Annotated in this window: 14 protein-coding genes and 1 pseudogene; 7 read left to right on the forward strand and 8 right to left on the reverse strand. The window is 62.1% G+C overall.

Going from position 1 to position 15684, the window contains the following annotated elements; all coding sequences use genetic code 11:
• Window positions 1–61: 61 nt before the first annotated feature.
• The 3 genes from KMZ68_RS18805 to KMZ68_RS18815 form a co-directional block, all read right to left on the reverse strand.
• Window positions 62–1255 (reverse strand): ABC transporter substrate-binding protein, encoded by a 1194-nt coding sequence (locus tag KMZ68_RS18805; RefSeq protein ID WP_215612676.1) that lies wholly within the window; start codon window positions 1253–1255, stop codon window positions 62–64.
• Window positions 1256–1552: 297 nt separating this feature from the next.
• A complete protein-coding gene (locus KMZ68_RS18810; RefSeq protein WP_215612677.1) occupies window positions 1553–2116 on the reverse strand; it encodes a sugar transferase in 564 nt (187 codons plus the stop codon).
• Window positions 2117–2123: 7 nt separating this feature from the next.
• A complete protein-coding gene (locus KMZ68_RS18815) occupies window positions 2124–3107 on the reverse strand; it encodes an NAD-dependent epimerase/dehydratase family protein (RefSeq protein WP_215612678.1) in 984 nt (327 codons plus the stop codon).
• Between the two features lie 638 nt (window positions 3108–3745).
• On the opposite strand from KMZ68_RS18815, the gene KMZ68_RS18820 reads away from it, so the two are divergent.
• Entirely contained in the window at window positions 3746–4615 is an 870-nt protein-coding gene (locus KMZ68_RS18820; protein WP_249779404.1) for an SDR family oxidoreductase, read from the forward strand.
• Between the two features lie 20 nt (window positions 4616–4635).
• Here the strand turns inward: KMZ68_RS18820 and purU are convergent, their stop codons facing one another.
• Window positions 4636–5499, reverse strand: coding sequence for a formyltetrahydrofolate deformylase (purU, locus tag KMZ68_RS18825; protein ID WP_215612680.1), 864 nt, complete (start codon window positions 5497–5499; stop codon window positions 4636–4638).
• 139 nt (window positions 5500–5638) lie between these two features.
• Here purU and KMZ68_RS18830 point away from each other — a divergent pair, with 139 nt between their 5' ends.
• The 3 genes and pseudogenes from KMZ68_RS18830 to KMZ68_RS18840 all read left to right on the forward strand — a co-directional run.
• Window positions 5639–6481 (forward strand): uroporphyrinogen-III synthase, encoded by an 843-nt coding sequence (locus KMZ68_RS18830; protein WP_215612681.1) that lies wholly within the window; start codon window positions 5639–5641, stop codon window positions 6479–6481.
• A 461-nt stretch (window positions 6482–6942) separates the two neighbouring features.
• Window positions 6943–7293: a DUF6984 family protein gene (locus KMZ68_RS18835; RefSeq protein WP_215612682.1), complete on the forward strand. Its 351-nt coding sequence runs from the start codon at window positions 6943–6945 to the stop codon at window positions 7291–7293.
• Between the two features lie 87 nt (window positions 7294–7380).
• Window positions 7381–7578, forward strand: a pseudogene (locus KMZ68_RS18840) (uroporphyrinogen-III synthase); the annotation flags it as partial.
• Between the two features lie 11 nt (window positions 7579–7589).
• Here KMZ68_RS18840 and KMZ68_RS18845 read toward each other — a convergent pair.
• The 4 genes from KMZ68_RS18845 to KMZ68_RS18860 form a co-directional block, all read right to left on the reverse strand.
• Entirely contained in the window at window positions 7590–8567 is a 978-nt protein-coding gene (locus tag KMZ68_RS18845) for a Bug family tripartite tricarboxylate transporter substrate binding protein (protein ID WP_215612683.1), read from the reverse strand.
• Between the two features lie 148 nt (window positions 8568–8715).
• Window positions 8716–9660: a GDP-L-fucose synthase gene (gene fcl, locus KMZ68_RS18850; RefSeq protein WP_305853265.1), complete on the reverse strand. Its 945-nt coding sequence runs from the start codon at window positions 9658–9660 to the stop codon at window positions 8716–8718.
• The gene (gene gmd / locus KMZ68_RS18855) at window positions 9641–10741 is read right to left on the reverse strand and encodes a GDP-mannose 4,6-dehydratase (protein ID WP_215612684.1); all 1101 of its coding nucleotides are present in this window, start codon (window positions 10739–10741) and stop codon (window positions 9641–9643) included. Before gmd ends, fcl begins: the two co-directional genes overlap by 20 nt.
• A gap of 224 nt (window positions 10742–10965) precedes the next feature.
• Window positions 10966–11640, reverse strand: coding sequence for a Crp/Fnr family transcriptional regulator (locus KMZ68_RS18860; RefSeq protein WP_215612685.1), 675 nt, complete (start codon window positions 11638–11640; stop codon window positions 10966–10968).
• Between the two features lie 399 nt (window positions 11641–12039).
• Between KMZ68_RS18860 and KMZ68_RS18865 the strand changes: the two genes are divergently transcribed.
• The 3 genes from KMZ68_RS18865 to KMZ68_RS18875 are packed head-to-tail and all read left to right on the forward strand — an operon-like array spanning window position 12040 to window position 15679.
• Window positions 12040–12861 (forward strand): ABC transporter ATP-binding protein, encoded by an 822-nt coding sequence (locus KMZ68_RS18865; protein ID WP_215605792.1) that lies wholly within the window; start codon window positions 12040–12042, stop codon window positions 12859–12861.
• On the forward strand, window positions 12858–14789 hold the full coding sequence (locus tag KMZ68_RS18870; protein WP_215612686.1) for a long-chain fatty acid--CoA ligase: 1932 nt from the start codon (window positions 12858–12860) through the stop codon (window positions 14787–14789). The genes KMZ68_RS18865 and KMZ68_RS18870 overlap by 4 nt, the downstream gene beginning before the upstream one ends.
• Window positions 14786–15679 (forward strand): branched-chain amino acid ABC transporter permease, encoded by an 894-nt coding sequence (locus tag KMZ68_RS18875; protein ID WP_215612687.1) that lies wholly within the window; start codon window positions 14786–14788, stop codon window positions 15677–15679. Before KMZ68_RS18870 ends, KMZ68_RS18875 begins: the two co-directional genes overlap by 4 nt.
• The last annotated feature ends 5 nt before the right edge of the window (window positions 15680–15684 follow it).

The raw sequence follows: 15684 nt of genomic DNA on the forward strand, positions 1-15684 counted from the left end.
TTGTGCAACAATGTCGATATCCCGGGTTCGCGCTGACGCCCGCGCCTGGGATGATCTGCGGTCACTTCTTGGTCTTGCCGGAATCCTTGACGGCTTCAAACGTGGCGAATTCGATGCTGTAGAGTTCGCCGCCGACCTTCTCGACCTTGCGGATGTAGATGTTCTGCACGATGTCGCGGGTTTCCGGATCGATCGAGATCGGGCCGCGCGGGCTTTCCCACTTCATCCCCTTCATGGCCGCGACCAGCGCATCGCCGTCAGTCTTGCCGCCGGTCTTTTTCAACGCCTCATAGATCATGTGGATGCCGTCATAGCCGCTCACCGCCATGAAGCCCGGACGATTGCCGTACGCCTTCTTGTAGGCGGCAACGAACTCCTTGTTCATCGCGGATGGATGCGCGGCGGAGTAATGATGCGCGGTAACGGCGCCGAGCGCGGCGTCACCCATGCCGTTCAGGAGATCATCGTCCATCACGTCGCCGGGGCCGATCACCCTGATGCCCGTCTTGTCGAGGCCGCGCTCGGCATATTGCTTCATGAAGTTGCCGCCCTGCCCGGCCGGCACGAACACAAACACGGCGTCGGGCTTGGAATCCTTCATCCGCTGCAGGAACGGCGCGAAGTCGGGATTGGCCAGTGGCACCTTGACCTCTTCGACGATCTGGCCGCCGCCGGCGGTGAAATTCTGCTTGAAGAAATTCAGCGCGTCGTTGCCGGGCGCGTAGTCGGAGGTCAGCGTCGCGACTTTCTTGATGCCGTTCTTGGCGGCCCAGTCGCCGATGATGGTGGAGGACTGCGCCAGCGTGAAGCTGGTGCGCACGATGTAGGGCGAACGCTCGGTGATGATCGAGGTGCCCGCCGCCATCACGATTTCCGGGATCTTGGCCTGCGTCGCCAGCGGCGCCACTGCAAGGGCTGCAGGGGTAACGCCGAAGCCGGCGATGAAACTGACCTTGTCGTTGACGATCAGCTCCTGGGCGATGCGCTTGGTGTTATCGGGAACCGCACCGTCGTCCTTCAGAATGATCTCGATCTTCTTGCCGGCGACGGTGTCGCCCTTCTGCTGCATGTAGAGCTTGACCGCATTGTCGATCTGCTTGCCAGTCGACGCCTGGCCGCCGGTCATCGGCAGGATCAGGCCGACCTTCACGCTCTCCTGCGCCTGCGCCGGCGCCCAAACCGTCGCCAAACCAAACGCGCCGGCAACGGCAATGCCGGCTGCGGCCTGCGACAACATCTGACTGCGAATGGACATGAACGCTCTCCCCTGATCGGTTTCGTGCTTTGAACCGAGCCTCTGCCTTTTGCCGTACCATAACCCAGATTTTGCAACCATATGTCGGCGCGGCATGACGTCTTATACCGGCACGGCATGGCGAGCCAGCGGCGCGGCGTTTCCAATCGCAACGATGGGTAGCTGCGCCATCCCCCGCTCCCCGGAGCGACGGCAAAGGCTGGCCGGGGTCACATGGGCGCACAGAGGTACTATGGTACGCCGCGGCGCTTCGGCAACCACGTGCCGCTTCAAGCACCCGCCGTTGGCGGCGTGCCGCTAGCTGTGCGACACGACCTGGTCGACACCGATGCCCTGCCCGCGCAGGGTGGCCCAGATCAGCCTGAGGTCGCCTGCAAGACTTTGGGTCCGAACATATCGCGCATCGATTTCGGCGAGACGATTGGCGTCCGACATATCGACGCCGTTGACCTGCGCCAGCCCGGTGATGCCGGGCCGCACTGCGAGAACTCCCAGCTTTCGCCGCGCCTCGACGAGATCGGTTTGCGACGGCAGGCAGGGCCGGGGACCGACCAGACTCATGTCGCCGGTCAGAACGTTGCAGAGCTGTGGAAGTTCATCGATCTTGAAGCGGCGGAGATGTTCGCCGAGCGGCGTAACCGACCTTGCCTCCACTTCATGCGTCGGGAGGTTCGCCGTCCCCGCGTACATCGTCCGCAATTTGTAGCAGGTGAACAGGCGCCCGCCTTTTCCGACGCGAACCTGAGCAAAGATCGCCGGCCCCGGACTCTGGAATCGAATGACGACGATGATCATCAGCAGGATTGGCCAGGCACACAGAAGAAACAGAGCGCTCGCCAAGACGTCGATCAAACGCTTCATCTATCGATCACTTTTCAATCACTCCGATTCGAGCGTCGTTGAGGGACGCCCTCACCATGGCACGCAGACCGGCTTTCGTCTCGACCCGGGGCGACCAGCCGGCCTTCCGAAGATTGGCCGAACTTGCCACCAGTTCCCGGCCGATCCGGTCCCAAAGCGCATGGCGTCCGGCGGCAATGACCATCGCCCTGACCGCCAGGGGAGGAATCGAAATGAGCCGCGGCGGACGCCCGGCCGCCTCGCGCAACGTCGTCAGCATTTCCGCTAGCGTAATCGGCTCTTCATCACAAACGATAAAAGTCTGGTTCAGCGTCCCGGGGCCGTCGAGGCACACCATGATCGCCTGCACCAGGTTTTCTATTGAAAGAAGCGAGCGCTGATTTCTGAAGGCGCCGAAGGGCAGCGGCACCGGCAGGGCCGCGATGCGCAGGATCAGGGCGATATTGGCCTTGGCTCCCGGGCCATAGATAATGACCGGCCTCAGAATCGTGAACGGCACGCCCGAGCGCCGGATTTCCTCCTCTGCTGCGAGCTTTGCCCGATCGTAGGCGGTGATGGGCCCCGGCTCGTCGTCCTCGGTGACGACGTGATCGGCGGCGGATCCGGTCTGCGCGCCGATCGACGACATGAAGATCAAGCGTTTGATCCCCTGCCGGCTGCATGCCTGCGCCAGATTTGCCGTCGCGACACGATTGGCCCTGGCATAGTCGCCGCTGTCTGCGTTGCTGCGATGCGCGATGGCCGCGAGATGCACGACGATGTCGATGCCGTCGAGGAACGGCACCCAGTCGACCTCGCTCTCCAGATCGGGCAATCGCATCCATTCGATACGGTCTTGATCTGCAACCTTGGTTCGGCGGCGCGACGCCGCCCTGACGCTATGGCCTGCCTTTGCCAGTGCAGCGGTGACAGCCGAGCCAATGAAGCCCGAAGAGCCGGTGACCAGTATTCGAAATGACATCCCTCGTCCTGAAATCAGAGTTCCCGCCAAAGTTCACTCAGCGGAAAGACTCATCCTATGATAAGGTTCCGTAGTTCCGTCAACAACCGCAATCGCCGGAAGTGTATTTAGCAACAAATACAGATCAATGACTTCCCAAGCCGGTTGATTCTGCCGGCGCGAGATCAACCGCACCGGGCTAAACCCCGCGTTAATTCACCGCTTAAGGATGCGAAGTTCCTCAGATATGCGTTCTGGCTTTCACCGTCTCGGCATCGTCCTGGCCACTATGCTCCCGGCGCTCAGCCTTGGCGGCTGCGGAACCATCAACGAGAAGCTCGCGGCCGGCATGAGCGACACAATTCCGCAATGGGCCGGTGGCTTGCCGCGGGATGCGCCGCCTCGCCCCGGAACCGCGGAATATGACGCTTTCATGCAAGAGCGCGAAAGGAAGCGGCTGGAACCCGCCGCCGCAAGGGACGACACAGGCAAAGCTGGCACGTCGTCATCGGAACCCGTGCGTTAGCATCGGGACCGCATCGACGTTCTCAATCGCAATTGATCAACCGGCGAAAATCCGCTTAACAATTGTGCGCATGCGCTGACCTTCTATAAGTGCAAATTCTCCTCTTGCAGGAGAGCGCGATTCGATTGTTGCCTCGCGGATGGGCCAGACGGACTTGGACCAGGTGGACTTGGAAAAAAACGAGGACCGCAAACCAGGCAGTCTGGTCATCGGCGGCACGGGACTGGTCGGCGGTTACATCGTCGAAAATCTCGTGCGCCGTGGCGAACGTCCGTTTGCCTTGTCGAGGTCGCAACAAAACAGGCCGGGCGTCGACTGGTTTTGCGGCGATCTGGCGAAGCCGGACACACTGCAATTCCCGCCGTTTGCCACGCTGTATTGCACCGCCGACGCCGTGCTACTCGCCGGAGCACTGCCCCGATTGTTCAATCCAGGATTGCGACGAATTGTCGCCTTCAGTTCGACCAGCGTGCTCACCAAGCAGGACACCGAGGTCGTCAGCGAGCGGGACACCATCCGAAAGCTCGCCGAGGCCGAGAAGAAGATCGCCGCCGCCTGCGAGCAGCGCAATGTCGGCTGGACGATATTGCGTCCCACATTGATCTACGCTCCGGGCCGCGACACCAACATCACACCGTTGTCGCGACTTATTCGCAGGTTCGGATTCATGCCGCTGGTAGGCGGGGCACCCGGTTTGCGGCAGCCGGTGCATGCGGAAGATCTGGCGATCGGAGCGATCGCCGCCGCCGCGAGTCCTGCGGCGCTCAACAGGTTCTATTCGCTGCCGGGCGCCGAGACGCTCACCTACCGGGAGATGATCGGTCGGCTGTTCGATGCCCTGCGGCTGCCGCGGCGCACGATCTGGGTGCCTCCTCTGCTGTGGCGGGCCGGTTTCATGCTGGCGAAGCCGCTGTTCCCGGGCGCCAATGTCGCGATGGGTATCCGCATGATGAAGGACATGACTTTCGACTCCACACCTGCGGTCCGCGACTTCGGCTGGAATCCGCGAGCCTTCAATCCGGTGTTCGATTAGCGCGCTTTAGCGCCGCCCAGTCAGTCCATGAACACCACGGTCTTGCGGCCGTTGAGGATCACGCGATCCTCCAGATGATGACGCATGGCGCGGGCCAGCACGCGGCGCTCGATGTCGCGTCCCTTGCGGACCAGATCCTCGGGGGTATCGCGATGGCTGATGCGCTCGACGTCCTGGTCGATGATCGGGCCTTCATCGAGCGCGCTCGTGACGTAATGCGCGGTGGCGCCGATCAGCTTGACGCCGCGCTCGTGCGCCTGGTGGTAGGGGCGCGCGCCCTTGAACCCCGGCAGAAACGAATGGTGGATGTTGATACAACGTCCCGACAGCTTCGCCGACATCTCGTCCGACAGGATCTGCATGTAGCGCGCCAGCACCACGAGGTCGGTTCCGGTGTCGCCGACCAGCTTCCAGATCGCCGCCTCCTGCTCGCGCCTGGTCTCCTTGGTCACCGGCAGATAGTGAAATGGAATCTCGCCGAAATCGAGATTGCTGTAGGTTTCGCGCGGATGGTTGGAGACGATCGCGGTCGGGATCATCTCGAGTTCGCCGGTGCGCCAGCGATACAGGATATCGGCGAGGCAATGGTCGGATTTCGAGACCAGCAGCATGACCCGGCGGCGGGTGGCGCGGTCGCGCATCTGCCAGTCCATGCCGAAGCGCTCGGCGATCGCGCCGAAACCGGTCTGCAGCGCCTGAAGATTGACCGCGAGATCGGCGGCGTTGAACACCACCCGCATGAAGAAATGACCGGTCTCGACGTCATTGAACTGCTGGGCGTCGAGGATGTTCTGCCCGTTATGGGCAAGGAACGTCGATACCGCCGAAACGATGCCGGGACGATCCGGGCAGGACAGGGTCAAGACGAACTGATGATCGGGCATGGGCGGACTTGGTCACTTCTCGGGACGAGGGCGGGACGCGATTTGCGGGCCCTGCTCTATCACCGGCAGAGCCCTTGCGCCAATCCCGGCCGAGGCGCCATGATGAACAAACAACAGGCGACCGGCGTTAGAGCGGAACATGGCTGACAGGCTGAACGGCTATCGCATTCTCATCCTGGAAACCCGCGAAGAGGCGCAGTTTTCGCGCCTGCTGGCTGAACAGGGCGCGGACGTGTTGCAATGCCCGATGTTCACCATCCATGACGCGCCGGATTCCGCGCCTGTCGAGGCCTGGATTCGCCGTTTCATCGACAAGCCGTGCGACGACATGGTGCTGATGACCGGCGAAGGCCTGCGTCGGCTGATGAAGGTCGTCCGGCGGATAGGCGTCGAGCGGGAATTCATCGCAGCGCTCGGCAAGACCCGCAAATTCGCACGCGGCCCGAAGCCCGGCCGGGCGCTGCGCGAGATCGGATTGGAGCCGCAGGTGACGACGGAGAAGCCGACCTCGGAAGGCATCGCCGAGATGCTGTCGCGCGTCGATCTCAAAGGCCATCGCCTCGGCCTGCAGCTCTATCCGGACAAGGACCATGGCGCGCTGATCGGCGCGATCAAGGCGCAGGGCGCCGAGGTCGATACCGTGCTGCCTTACGTCTATGACGCACAGGCCGCCGACGCCAACATCGTCACCGCGATCGACGAAATGGCGCAGGGCCGGGTCGACGCGATCGCGCTGACCAGTTCGGGCCAGGTTCGCCGGCTCGTCGAGGTCGCGCGGGCGCACGGATGTGAGCAGCGATTGCGCGAGGGGCTGGCGCGGACACCGATCGCTTCGGTCGGGCCGGTGGTTTCCGACGAACTCAAATCGCTGGGCTTGCGTACCGACATCTCGCCCGCCAACGAGGCCTTCTTCATGAAGCCGCTGATCTCGGCGATGGCGACGGCGCTCGGAAAGACCTCGCCGCGCAACCCGGCCCGCTAGAATAGAGCACAACGGGTTGGGCTTGAATCGATTTGCCGCAAGCGCGAAGCACCCACGATCTGGTGCCCCGGACGCGGCGCAGCGCCTACCACTGGGCCTCTACAAAAATCGCGAAAACAACCCCATGCAAAGTAAGACGTGGGCGCTGGAGGCCTTGAATCCCGCGAAAACATTTTGACACGTCGGGCAAATCAGCGGCACTATTGCATCATCACGCAATTTCTAAATGCTCACGGCCCGACAACGGGATATTTGGCGCGACTGCAGGTTAAAAATCCGTTCGATAATTGAAGTCCGTAGGATGGGTTGAGCGTCCGCGTCCGCTGAAGCTCAACCCGGCGAAGGTGGAAGCGAAACCCATCGAGGCAATCGCGACATGCGATGGGTTTCGCAAGGGCTCAACCCATCCTACGGGCTGCCTGACGGAACGATCAATGTTGGAAGAATAACAGGTCCCTAACATGAGCGCGAATAGACCGCTCCGTAGCGAAGAAATAGAACTGATCACCGCTATGATAAGCGAGAGCCCCAAAGGGAATCAGCTTGTTGGCTCATTGTCCGAGCGTCTCGTTGAAGACATGAAGGATGGAGGCATGGGTAGCCTGCGGTTCTCTAACACAGAACGGCGCATTCGAAAATTCGGAAAGAAGATTGCAGAAGCAGAGTTTGACGATGAAGACGGGGTATTGGTAAGCGCAACGATCAACGTCGATGATTCTGGAACGCTATTTGAACTAGATATCTGGAAAGTCGATTTTTCTCCCTTGAAACGATATCCAAAATTTGTTGATATTCGCAAAATACCAATCTGACTTGGCTTGCTTTGTGTACTCGAGGCAGTTGTGGTGGAGGCAATTGCGGTGACAGCAATTACGGTGACAGTGCTGTCACCGTAATTTGAGGACCGGTTGCGCGAGGCGCTGGCGCGCACGCCGATCGCCTCGGTCGGGCCGGTGGTGTCCGACGAGTTGAAATCCCAAGGTCTGCGCACGGACATCTATCCCGCCAACGACGCCTTCTTCATGAAGCTGCTGATCTCGGCGATGGCGGCGACACTAGGCAAGACTTCGCCGCGCAACGCGGCCAAAGCCCACTGAAGGCCTGCCGGCTACTCCACCCTGGCCCCCGCGAACTTCACCACCTTGCCCCATTTTTCGGTTTCGTCCGCCACCAGCTTTCCGAAATCGGCAGCCGAGCCCGGCAGCAGGATGGCGCCGATTTCGGTGAACCTGGCCTTCGCCGCGGGATCGGCGAGGATCGCGTTGACGGCCTTGTTGAGCGTCGCGACGATTTCGGGAGACGTGCCCTTCGGCGCGGCGAGGCCGTACCAGGCGCTGGCTTCGTAACCGGGCAGGAAATCGGCCACCGTGGGCAGGTCCGGCAAAACGTCCGACCGTGTCGTGCTGGTGACCGCGAGGCCGCGCAGCTTGCCTGACTTGATGTGCTCGGCGCAGGTCGGAACGTTGTCGAACATGACCTGCACCTGCCCTGCGATCAGGTCGGTGAGCGCCAACGCTCCGCCGCGATAGGGCACGTGGACCATGTTGATGCCGGTGAGCATCTTGAACAGTTCACCCGACATATGAATGGTCGAGCCGTTGCCGGACGACGCCATGTTGAGCTTGCCGGGATTGGCCTTGGCATAGGCAATCAGTTCGGGGATCGATTTGACGGGAACCGACGGGTTCACCACCACCGCGTTCGGAAAACGAATGATGCCTGCGATCGGTTCGACATCGCGCAGGAAGTCGAAATTGAGTTTTTCGTAGAGCGTGGCGTTGATGGCGTTTGCCGGCGCCACGAGCAGGAGGGTGTACCCGTCAGGCGCTGCGCGCACGACCGCCTCGGTGGCGATATTGGTGCCGGCGCCCGCCCGGTTCTCGATGACGAATGACTGACCGAGCCGCTCCGAGAGCCACTGTCCCATCAGACGCGCGGTCATGTCAGCCGAACCGCCGGGAGGATAACCGACGAGCAGGCGAATCGGGCGCGATGGATAGCTTTGCGCCCATGCGTTTCCGGAAACGGCCGGCAGCAGGGCAGCCCCGGCGGCCAGATGCAAGAATTGACGACGCGGTAGTCTCATGACGCCTCCCCCGAACAAAACCTTGGCCGGCGGCTCAGCAGTCCCTTTGGAACGATGCGGCCGCGCTCATTATGCCTTGTGGCACGAGCGTACATGCGGCCGGGCGCATCTTACAAGCTGGATAAACGACACTTGCCCGGAGGGTCGATCATTTCTGTTCGCTCAAATACGCCTGATAGGCGAGCCGGATGCCGTCTTCGAGCGTGGTGCGGGCGCGCCAGCCCAGTTTGGTGAGACGGCCGACGTCGAGCAGCTTGCGCGGCGTGCCGTCGGGTTTCGAGGCATCGAAGCCGATTTCGCCGGCATATCCGACCGTGGCGGCCACCACGCGCGCGAATTCGGCGATGGTGATGTCCTCGCCGGTGCCGATATTGACCAGATCGTCGCCGGAATAGCTCTTCATCAGGTGGACACAGGCGTCCGCCATATCGTCGACATAGAGGAATTCCCGCCGTGGCGTGCCGGTGCCCCAGACCACCACATTGCCGACGCCGGCAACCTTCGCTTCGTGAAACCGGCGGATCAAGGCGGCGACGACGTGGCTGTATTCCGGGTGATAATTGTCGCCACGCCCGTACAGATTGGTCGGCATCACATTGATGAAGTCGGAACCATACTGGCTGCGATAGGCTTCGACCATCTTGATGCCGGCGATCTTGGCGATGGCATAGGGCTCGTTGGTCGGCTCGAGCGGCCCGGTCAGCATGGAATCTTCGCGCAGCGGCTGTTGCGCCAGCTTGGGATAGATGCAGGACGAGCCGAGAAACATCAGCTTCTCGGCGCCATTGATATGCGCGGCGTGGATCACATTGGCGGCGATAATCAGATTGTCGTAGATGAATTCGGCGCGCAGCGTGTTGTTGGCGACGATGCCGCCGACCTTCGCCGCCGCCAGGAACACGGCCTGCGGGCGCTGCTTGGCGAACCAGCCGAACACCGCGGCCTGATCGCGCAGATCGACCTCGCTGCGCCCGATCGTCAGCAGCCGGACGTCTTCCTGTTCGAGCCGGCGCACCAGCGCGCCGCCGACCATTCCGCGATGCCCGGCAACGAAGACGGTCTTGCCCTTCAGCTCAAACGGGGTTCTTGCCATTGGCAACCTCCCGCCGGGCAATCGCAAGGTCGCCCGCCACCATTTCCTTGACGAGCTCTGCGAACATCGTCTTCGGCTTCCAGCCCAGTTTCTCGCGCGCCTTGCTGGCGTCACCGATCAGGAGATCGACTTCGGTGGGACGAAAGTACGTCGGATCGATACGCACGACGGTCTTGCCGGACTTGCGGTCGACGCCTGTTTCATCGACGCCCTTGCCGCGCCATTCGATGGTACGGCCGATTTCGGCGAAAGCCAGTTCGATGAATTCACGCACCGAGTGGGTCTCGCCGGTCGCCAGCACGAAGTCGTCAGGCGCCTCCGCCTGCAAGATCCGGTACATGCCCTCAATATAATCCCTGGCATGGCCCCAGTCGCGCTTGGCCTCGAGATTCCCAAGATAGACCGTTTCTTCCAGGCCGGTCTCGATCCGGGCGACGCCGCGCGTGATCTTGCGCGTCACGAAGGTCTCGCCGCGGATCGGGCTTTCATGATTGAACAGGATGCCGTTCGAGGCGAACATGCCGTAGGCCTCGCGGTAGTTCACCGTGATCCAGTAGCCGTACAGCTTGGCGACGCCGTAGGGCGAACGCGGATAGAATGGCGTGGTTTCCTTCTGCGGAACCTCCTGGACCAGGCCGTACAGCTCCGAGGTGGACGCCTGATAGAACCGCGTCTCCTTTTCCATGCCGAGAATCCGGATGGCTTCGAGCAGGCGAAGCACGCCGATCGCGTCGGCATTGGCGGTATATTCCGGACTCTCGAAGCTGACGCCGACATGGCTCTGCGCCGCGAGATTGTAGATCTCGGTCGGCCGGATCTGCTGCATCAGCCGGATCAAATTGGTGGAATCCGTCATGTCGCCGTAGTGCAGCAGGAACGGCACGTTGCCGTGGTGGGGGTCTTCATAGAGGTGGTCGATGCGCGCGGTGTTGAACGAGGACGATCGCCGCTTGATGCCGTGCACGGTATAGCCGAGGCCGAGCAAATATTCGGCGAGATAGGCGCCGTCCTGGCCGGTAACGCCGGTAATCAGCGCCACGCGCCGTTTCGAATCCTGAGCCGCCGAATCCTGAGCCGCCATGTCTTCTCCTAACGCGAGGCCGCCCTGACCGGCGGAACCCCATCCTTGCCCCCATTCGCCCAGCCAAATCCGGCGCGCAAGGGGCGTTGCGCCAGCGGCGCAGGCCATAGCATCCGGCCGCCACGGAGTCTAACGTCAAAGCCGTTTGGAATCAGTCTCTTAGCCATCCGGCGGCATACCGGCACCGGGCCAGCGGATTGCAGATTTATTGCCGAAATGGCCGGCTACTCGCCGTAACGGCGCAGCCGCTCGAGGTCGACGATGGTCACACCGCCATATTCGAGCCTCAGCAGGCCTTCCTTCTCCAGCCGCTTCAGGCACTGGTTGGCATTCTGCCGGGAAATACCGGACAGCGCCCCGATTTCTTCCTGGGTGATCTCCAGATGCATGGTGAGGTCCGGGTAGAGAATGGGATTGAACAGCGAGGCGATGCTACGCGCGAGGCGCGCCGTTGCATCCAGCGTCCGGCCATATTCGAGCAAGCCAATAAATTGCCCGAGACGTTCGTTGAGCTGCCCGACCAGGAAACGATTGAACCCCACGCTATTCTCGAACAGCCAGTAGAACGTGCCGCGGTCCATCATCGCCAGCCGGGTGTCGCGCAGGGCCACCACATCGTAGCGTCGGGGCTCCTTCTTGAGCACCGAGCCCTCACCAAACCATGCACCGGAGGTCAGGCCGGCGAAACTGGTGGCCTTGCCGCCGCGGGACACGATGCCCATCCTGGCAAGGCCGGTGACCACGCCGGTCCAGTACTCGAACCGGTCGCCCCGCATGAAGATGAATTCGTCGGCGCGGTATGACTTCTCGATGATGCCGGCCCGCGCGATCTCCAACTCCCGCTCGTTCAGTTCGCGCGACCAGGCCGCGATGCGCTTGAGGTAATCCGCTGCAATCATGATCGTCGAACCGTCACCCCAGGCGTCCGCAATACTTATGTTGCGTTGCAATAGAAAACTTGCTCCCCCAGCGCCAACGCCTCGCAACAAAACGCCAATCGTGGCCGCTGGCGAAATTTGCCGACGAATTGTCAGGCAGAAGACATTTCAAACTAGCGCTTTACCCTATTGAGGGCCACCTCGCGTAGCGCGGCATGGACCAATCGGAGATTGGGTGCGGCGTTACGTCCGGTGCGCCCGGCGCAGCGGAAATGCTCGAATCCGCCGGATGCGGGCATCCTTGGAGCAGGGGGCGTCCCTTAGTCGGGTGGCCTACCCATGGCGGCCGATATAGGATCGCGACCGTCGTCGCAAACGATAGAGAAAGAGCGCATCAAGCGCCGTGTCTCGGAGGAATGCGTGGAACACGCTTTGGAAGTGCGCGGGGTGTCACTGCGCTTCGGTGGCGTCCGGGCGCTGACCGAGGTCAGCTTTGGCGTCAAGGCCGGCGAACTATTCTCGATCATCGGCCCCAACGGCGCCGGCAAGACCTCGATCGTCAACTGCATCTCGGGCCGCTACAAGCCGACCGAAGGCCAGCTGTTCTATCGCGGCCAGGATATCACCACCCTCAATACCAACGCGCGGCCCCGGCTCGGCATCGGCCGCACCTTCCAGAATCTGGCGCTGTTTCATCATATGAGCGTGCTCGACAACATCATGGTCGGACGGCACCACCTGTTGAAGAACAACTTCATCACGGGATCGCTGTACTGGCTGACCGGCGCGCGGCGCGAAGAGCTCGAGCATCGCCGCAAGGTCGAGGAGATCATCGATTTCCTCGACCTGCAGTCGGTGCGCAAGGCCACCGCCGGCACCCTGCCCTACGGCCTGCGCAAGCGGGTGGAACTCGCGCGCGCGATGGCGCTGGAGCCGCAGCTGATCCTGCTCGATGAGCCGATGGCCGGCATGAACTTCGAGGAAAAGGAGGACATGGCGCGCTACATCGTCGATCTCAACGAAGAGTTCGGCATGACGGTCATGATGATCGAACACGACATGGGCGTGGTGATGGATATCTCCCACCGCGTCATGGTGCTGGATTTCGGCCGCAAGATCGCGGAAGGCGATCCCGCCGCGGTGCTCGCCGATCCCCACGTCAAGCGCGCCTATCTCGGCGAAGAGGACGAGGTCCTGGTCGACCCCGACGACAAGCCCGCCGCCCCGGAGTGCGCGGCATGATGGATTACGCCGGCCGCGCCGCCCAAGCCGATACCTATCCGAAACTGCTGCGCCTCAACGCAAGAGAGCATGGTGGCGAGATCGCGCTGCGCGAGAAGGATTTCGGGCTCTGGAAGGTGTTCACCTGGAACGACTACCAGACCCGGGTGCACGATTTCGCGCTCGGCATGCTCGAACTCGGCCTCGGCCGCGGCGACGTCATCGGCATCATCGGCGACAACCGGCCGGACTGGGTGTCGGCCGAAATCGCCACCCACGCGATCGGCGCCATGAGCCTCGGCCTCTATCGCGACGTGCTGGACGAAGAAGCCGCCTATCTGCTGAGCTACGGCGAAGCCAAACTGGTGTTCGCCGAGGACGAAGAGCAGGTCGACAAGCTGCTGGCGCTGGCCGACCGCGCCCCTCAGCTCAGGCACATCGTCTATTCCGATCCGCGCGGCATGCGGAAATATGACGACCCCCGGCTGATGGAAGCCGACAAGCTCGCCGGGATGGGGCGCGCCCGCGCCGCACGCGAGCCCGGTCTCTACGACAGCCTGGTCGATGCGACCCGCAGCGAAGACGTTTCGATCCTCTGCACCACCTCGGGCACGACGGCGCATCCGAAACTGGCGATGCTCGCCTCGGGGCGGGTGCTGCGGCATTGCGCGACCTATCTTTCGTTCGACCCCAAGGGGCCGGACGACGAATATGTCTCGGTGCTGCCGCTGCCCTGGATCATGGAACAGGTCTACGTGCTCGGCAAAGGCCTGCTGTGCCGGATGAAGATCAACTTCGTCGAGCAGCCCGAAACCATGATGCATGATTTCCGCGAAATCGCGCCGACCTTCGTGCTGTTCGCGCCGCGGCTCTGGGAATCCATCGCGGCCGACGTGCGCGCCGGCGTCATGGACTCCTCCCCGCTCAAGCAGCGCCTCTATGAGCTCGGCATGAAGACGGGACTGGCGGCGCTGGCGCAGGGCAAGCATTCGGCGGTCGCCGATATGATCCTGTTCCGCGCCCTGCGCGACCGCCTCGGCTTTACCCGGCTGCGTTCGGCGGCGACCGGCGGTGCTGCGCTCGGTCCCGACACCTTCAAGTTCTTTCAGGCCATGGGCGTGCCGCTGCGCACGCTGTACGGCCAGACCGAAATGCTCGGCGCCTACACCCTGCATCCGATCGACAAGGTCGATCCCGACACCACGGGCGTGGCGATGGCCGACAACATCGAAATCCGCATCGACAATCCGGATATCCACGGCGTCGGCGAAATCGTGGTGCGTCACCCCAACATGTTCCTCGGCTACTACAAGAACCCGGAAGCCTCCGCCGAAGACATCAAGGACGGCTGGATGCACTCGGGCGATGCCGGCTACTTCAACGCCGACAAGCAACTCGTGGTGATCGACCGCATCAAGGATCTGGCGGAAACCGCGCGCGGCGAACGGTTCTCGCCGCAATACATCGAGAACAAGCTGAAATTCTCGCCCTATATCGCCGAGGCGGTGGTGCTGGGCGCCGGCCGCGACGCGCTGGCGGCCATGATCTGCATCCGCTTCTCGATCATCTCGAAATGGGCGGAGAAGAGCCGGATCTCGTTCACCACCTACACCGACCTCGCCTCGCGCCCCGAGGTGTACGAGCTGTTGCGCAGGGAGGTCGAGACCGTCAACGCCACGCTGCCGCCGGCGCAGCGGATTTCGCGCTTCCTGCTGCTGTACAAGGAACTCGACGCCGACGACGGCGAACTCACGCGCACGCGAAAAGTCCGCCGCAGCGTCATCAACGAGAAATACGCCGACATCATCGACGCGATCTATGGCGGCAAGCGCGACATCCCGGTCGATACCGTGATCCGCTTCCAGGACGGCACCACCCAGCGCATTCGCACCACGCTCAAGGTCGTCGACCTAACCCACGACACCCCCGTCGCGGAGGCCGCGGAATGAACAGCCAGCTTCTGATCCAGCTTCTGGTCAACGGCCTCGTGGTCGGCACGCTGTATGGCGTGGTCGCGATGTCGTTCGTACTGATCTACAAGGCCACGCAAGTCGTGAACTTCGCGCAGGGCGAACTGCTGCTGGTGGGCGCCTGGGTATGCTGGGCGCTGCTGACCAAATACCAGGTGCCGTTCTGGCTTGGCATGCCGATCACGCTGGTCTTCATGTTCGTGTTCGGCATCGCGATCCAGGTAGTGATCCTGCGTCCCATGATCGGGGAGCCGATCATCTCGGTGATCATGGTGACGATCGCGCTGTCCACGGTGTTCTCGGCGCTGATGAAATGGATGTTCGGCGTCAATCTGCAGCCGTTCCCGAAGATATTCGAGACCCAGAACGTCAACATCCTCGGACTGCAGGTGCAGACCGTCTATCTGATGAGCCTGGCAGTCTCGGTGGCGATGATGATCGGGATGGCGTGGTTCTTCCGCTTGTCCAAATACGGCCTCGCCATGCGCGCCACCGCATTCAACCAGCAGGTGGCGCAGTCGCTCGGCATTTCGGTCAAGAGCGTGTTCGCCATGGCATGGGCGATATCGGCGACGGTGTCCGCGGTGGCCGGCGTCGTGGTCGCCGTCGTCAACGGCGTGTCCGCGGGTCTGTCAGCCTACGGCATCAAGGTATTTCCGGCGGCAATCCTCGGCGGCCTCGACAGCGTCGGCGGCGCGGTGCTCGGCGGCATTATCATCGGACTCTTGGAAAACTTCGCGCATTTCCTCGACAGCGAATACCTGCACTGGGGCAATCTCTACGAGATCGCTCCATTCTATGCGCTGATCATTATTCTGATGATCAAGCCTTACGGCCTGTTCGGCACCAAAGACATCGAGCGGGTGTAATCCAT

The sequence above is a fragment of the Bradyrhizobium sediminis genome (genome assembly GCF_018736105.1).
Lineage (GTDB): Bacteria > Pseudomonadota > Alphaproteobacteria > Rhizobiales > Xanthobacteraceae > Bradyrhizobium.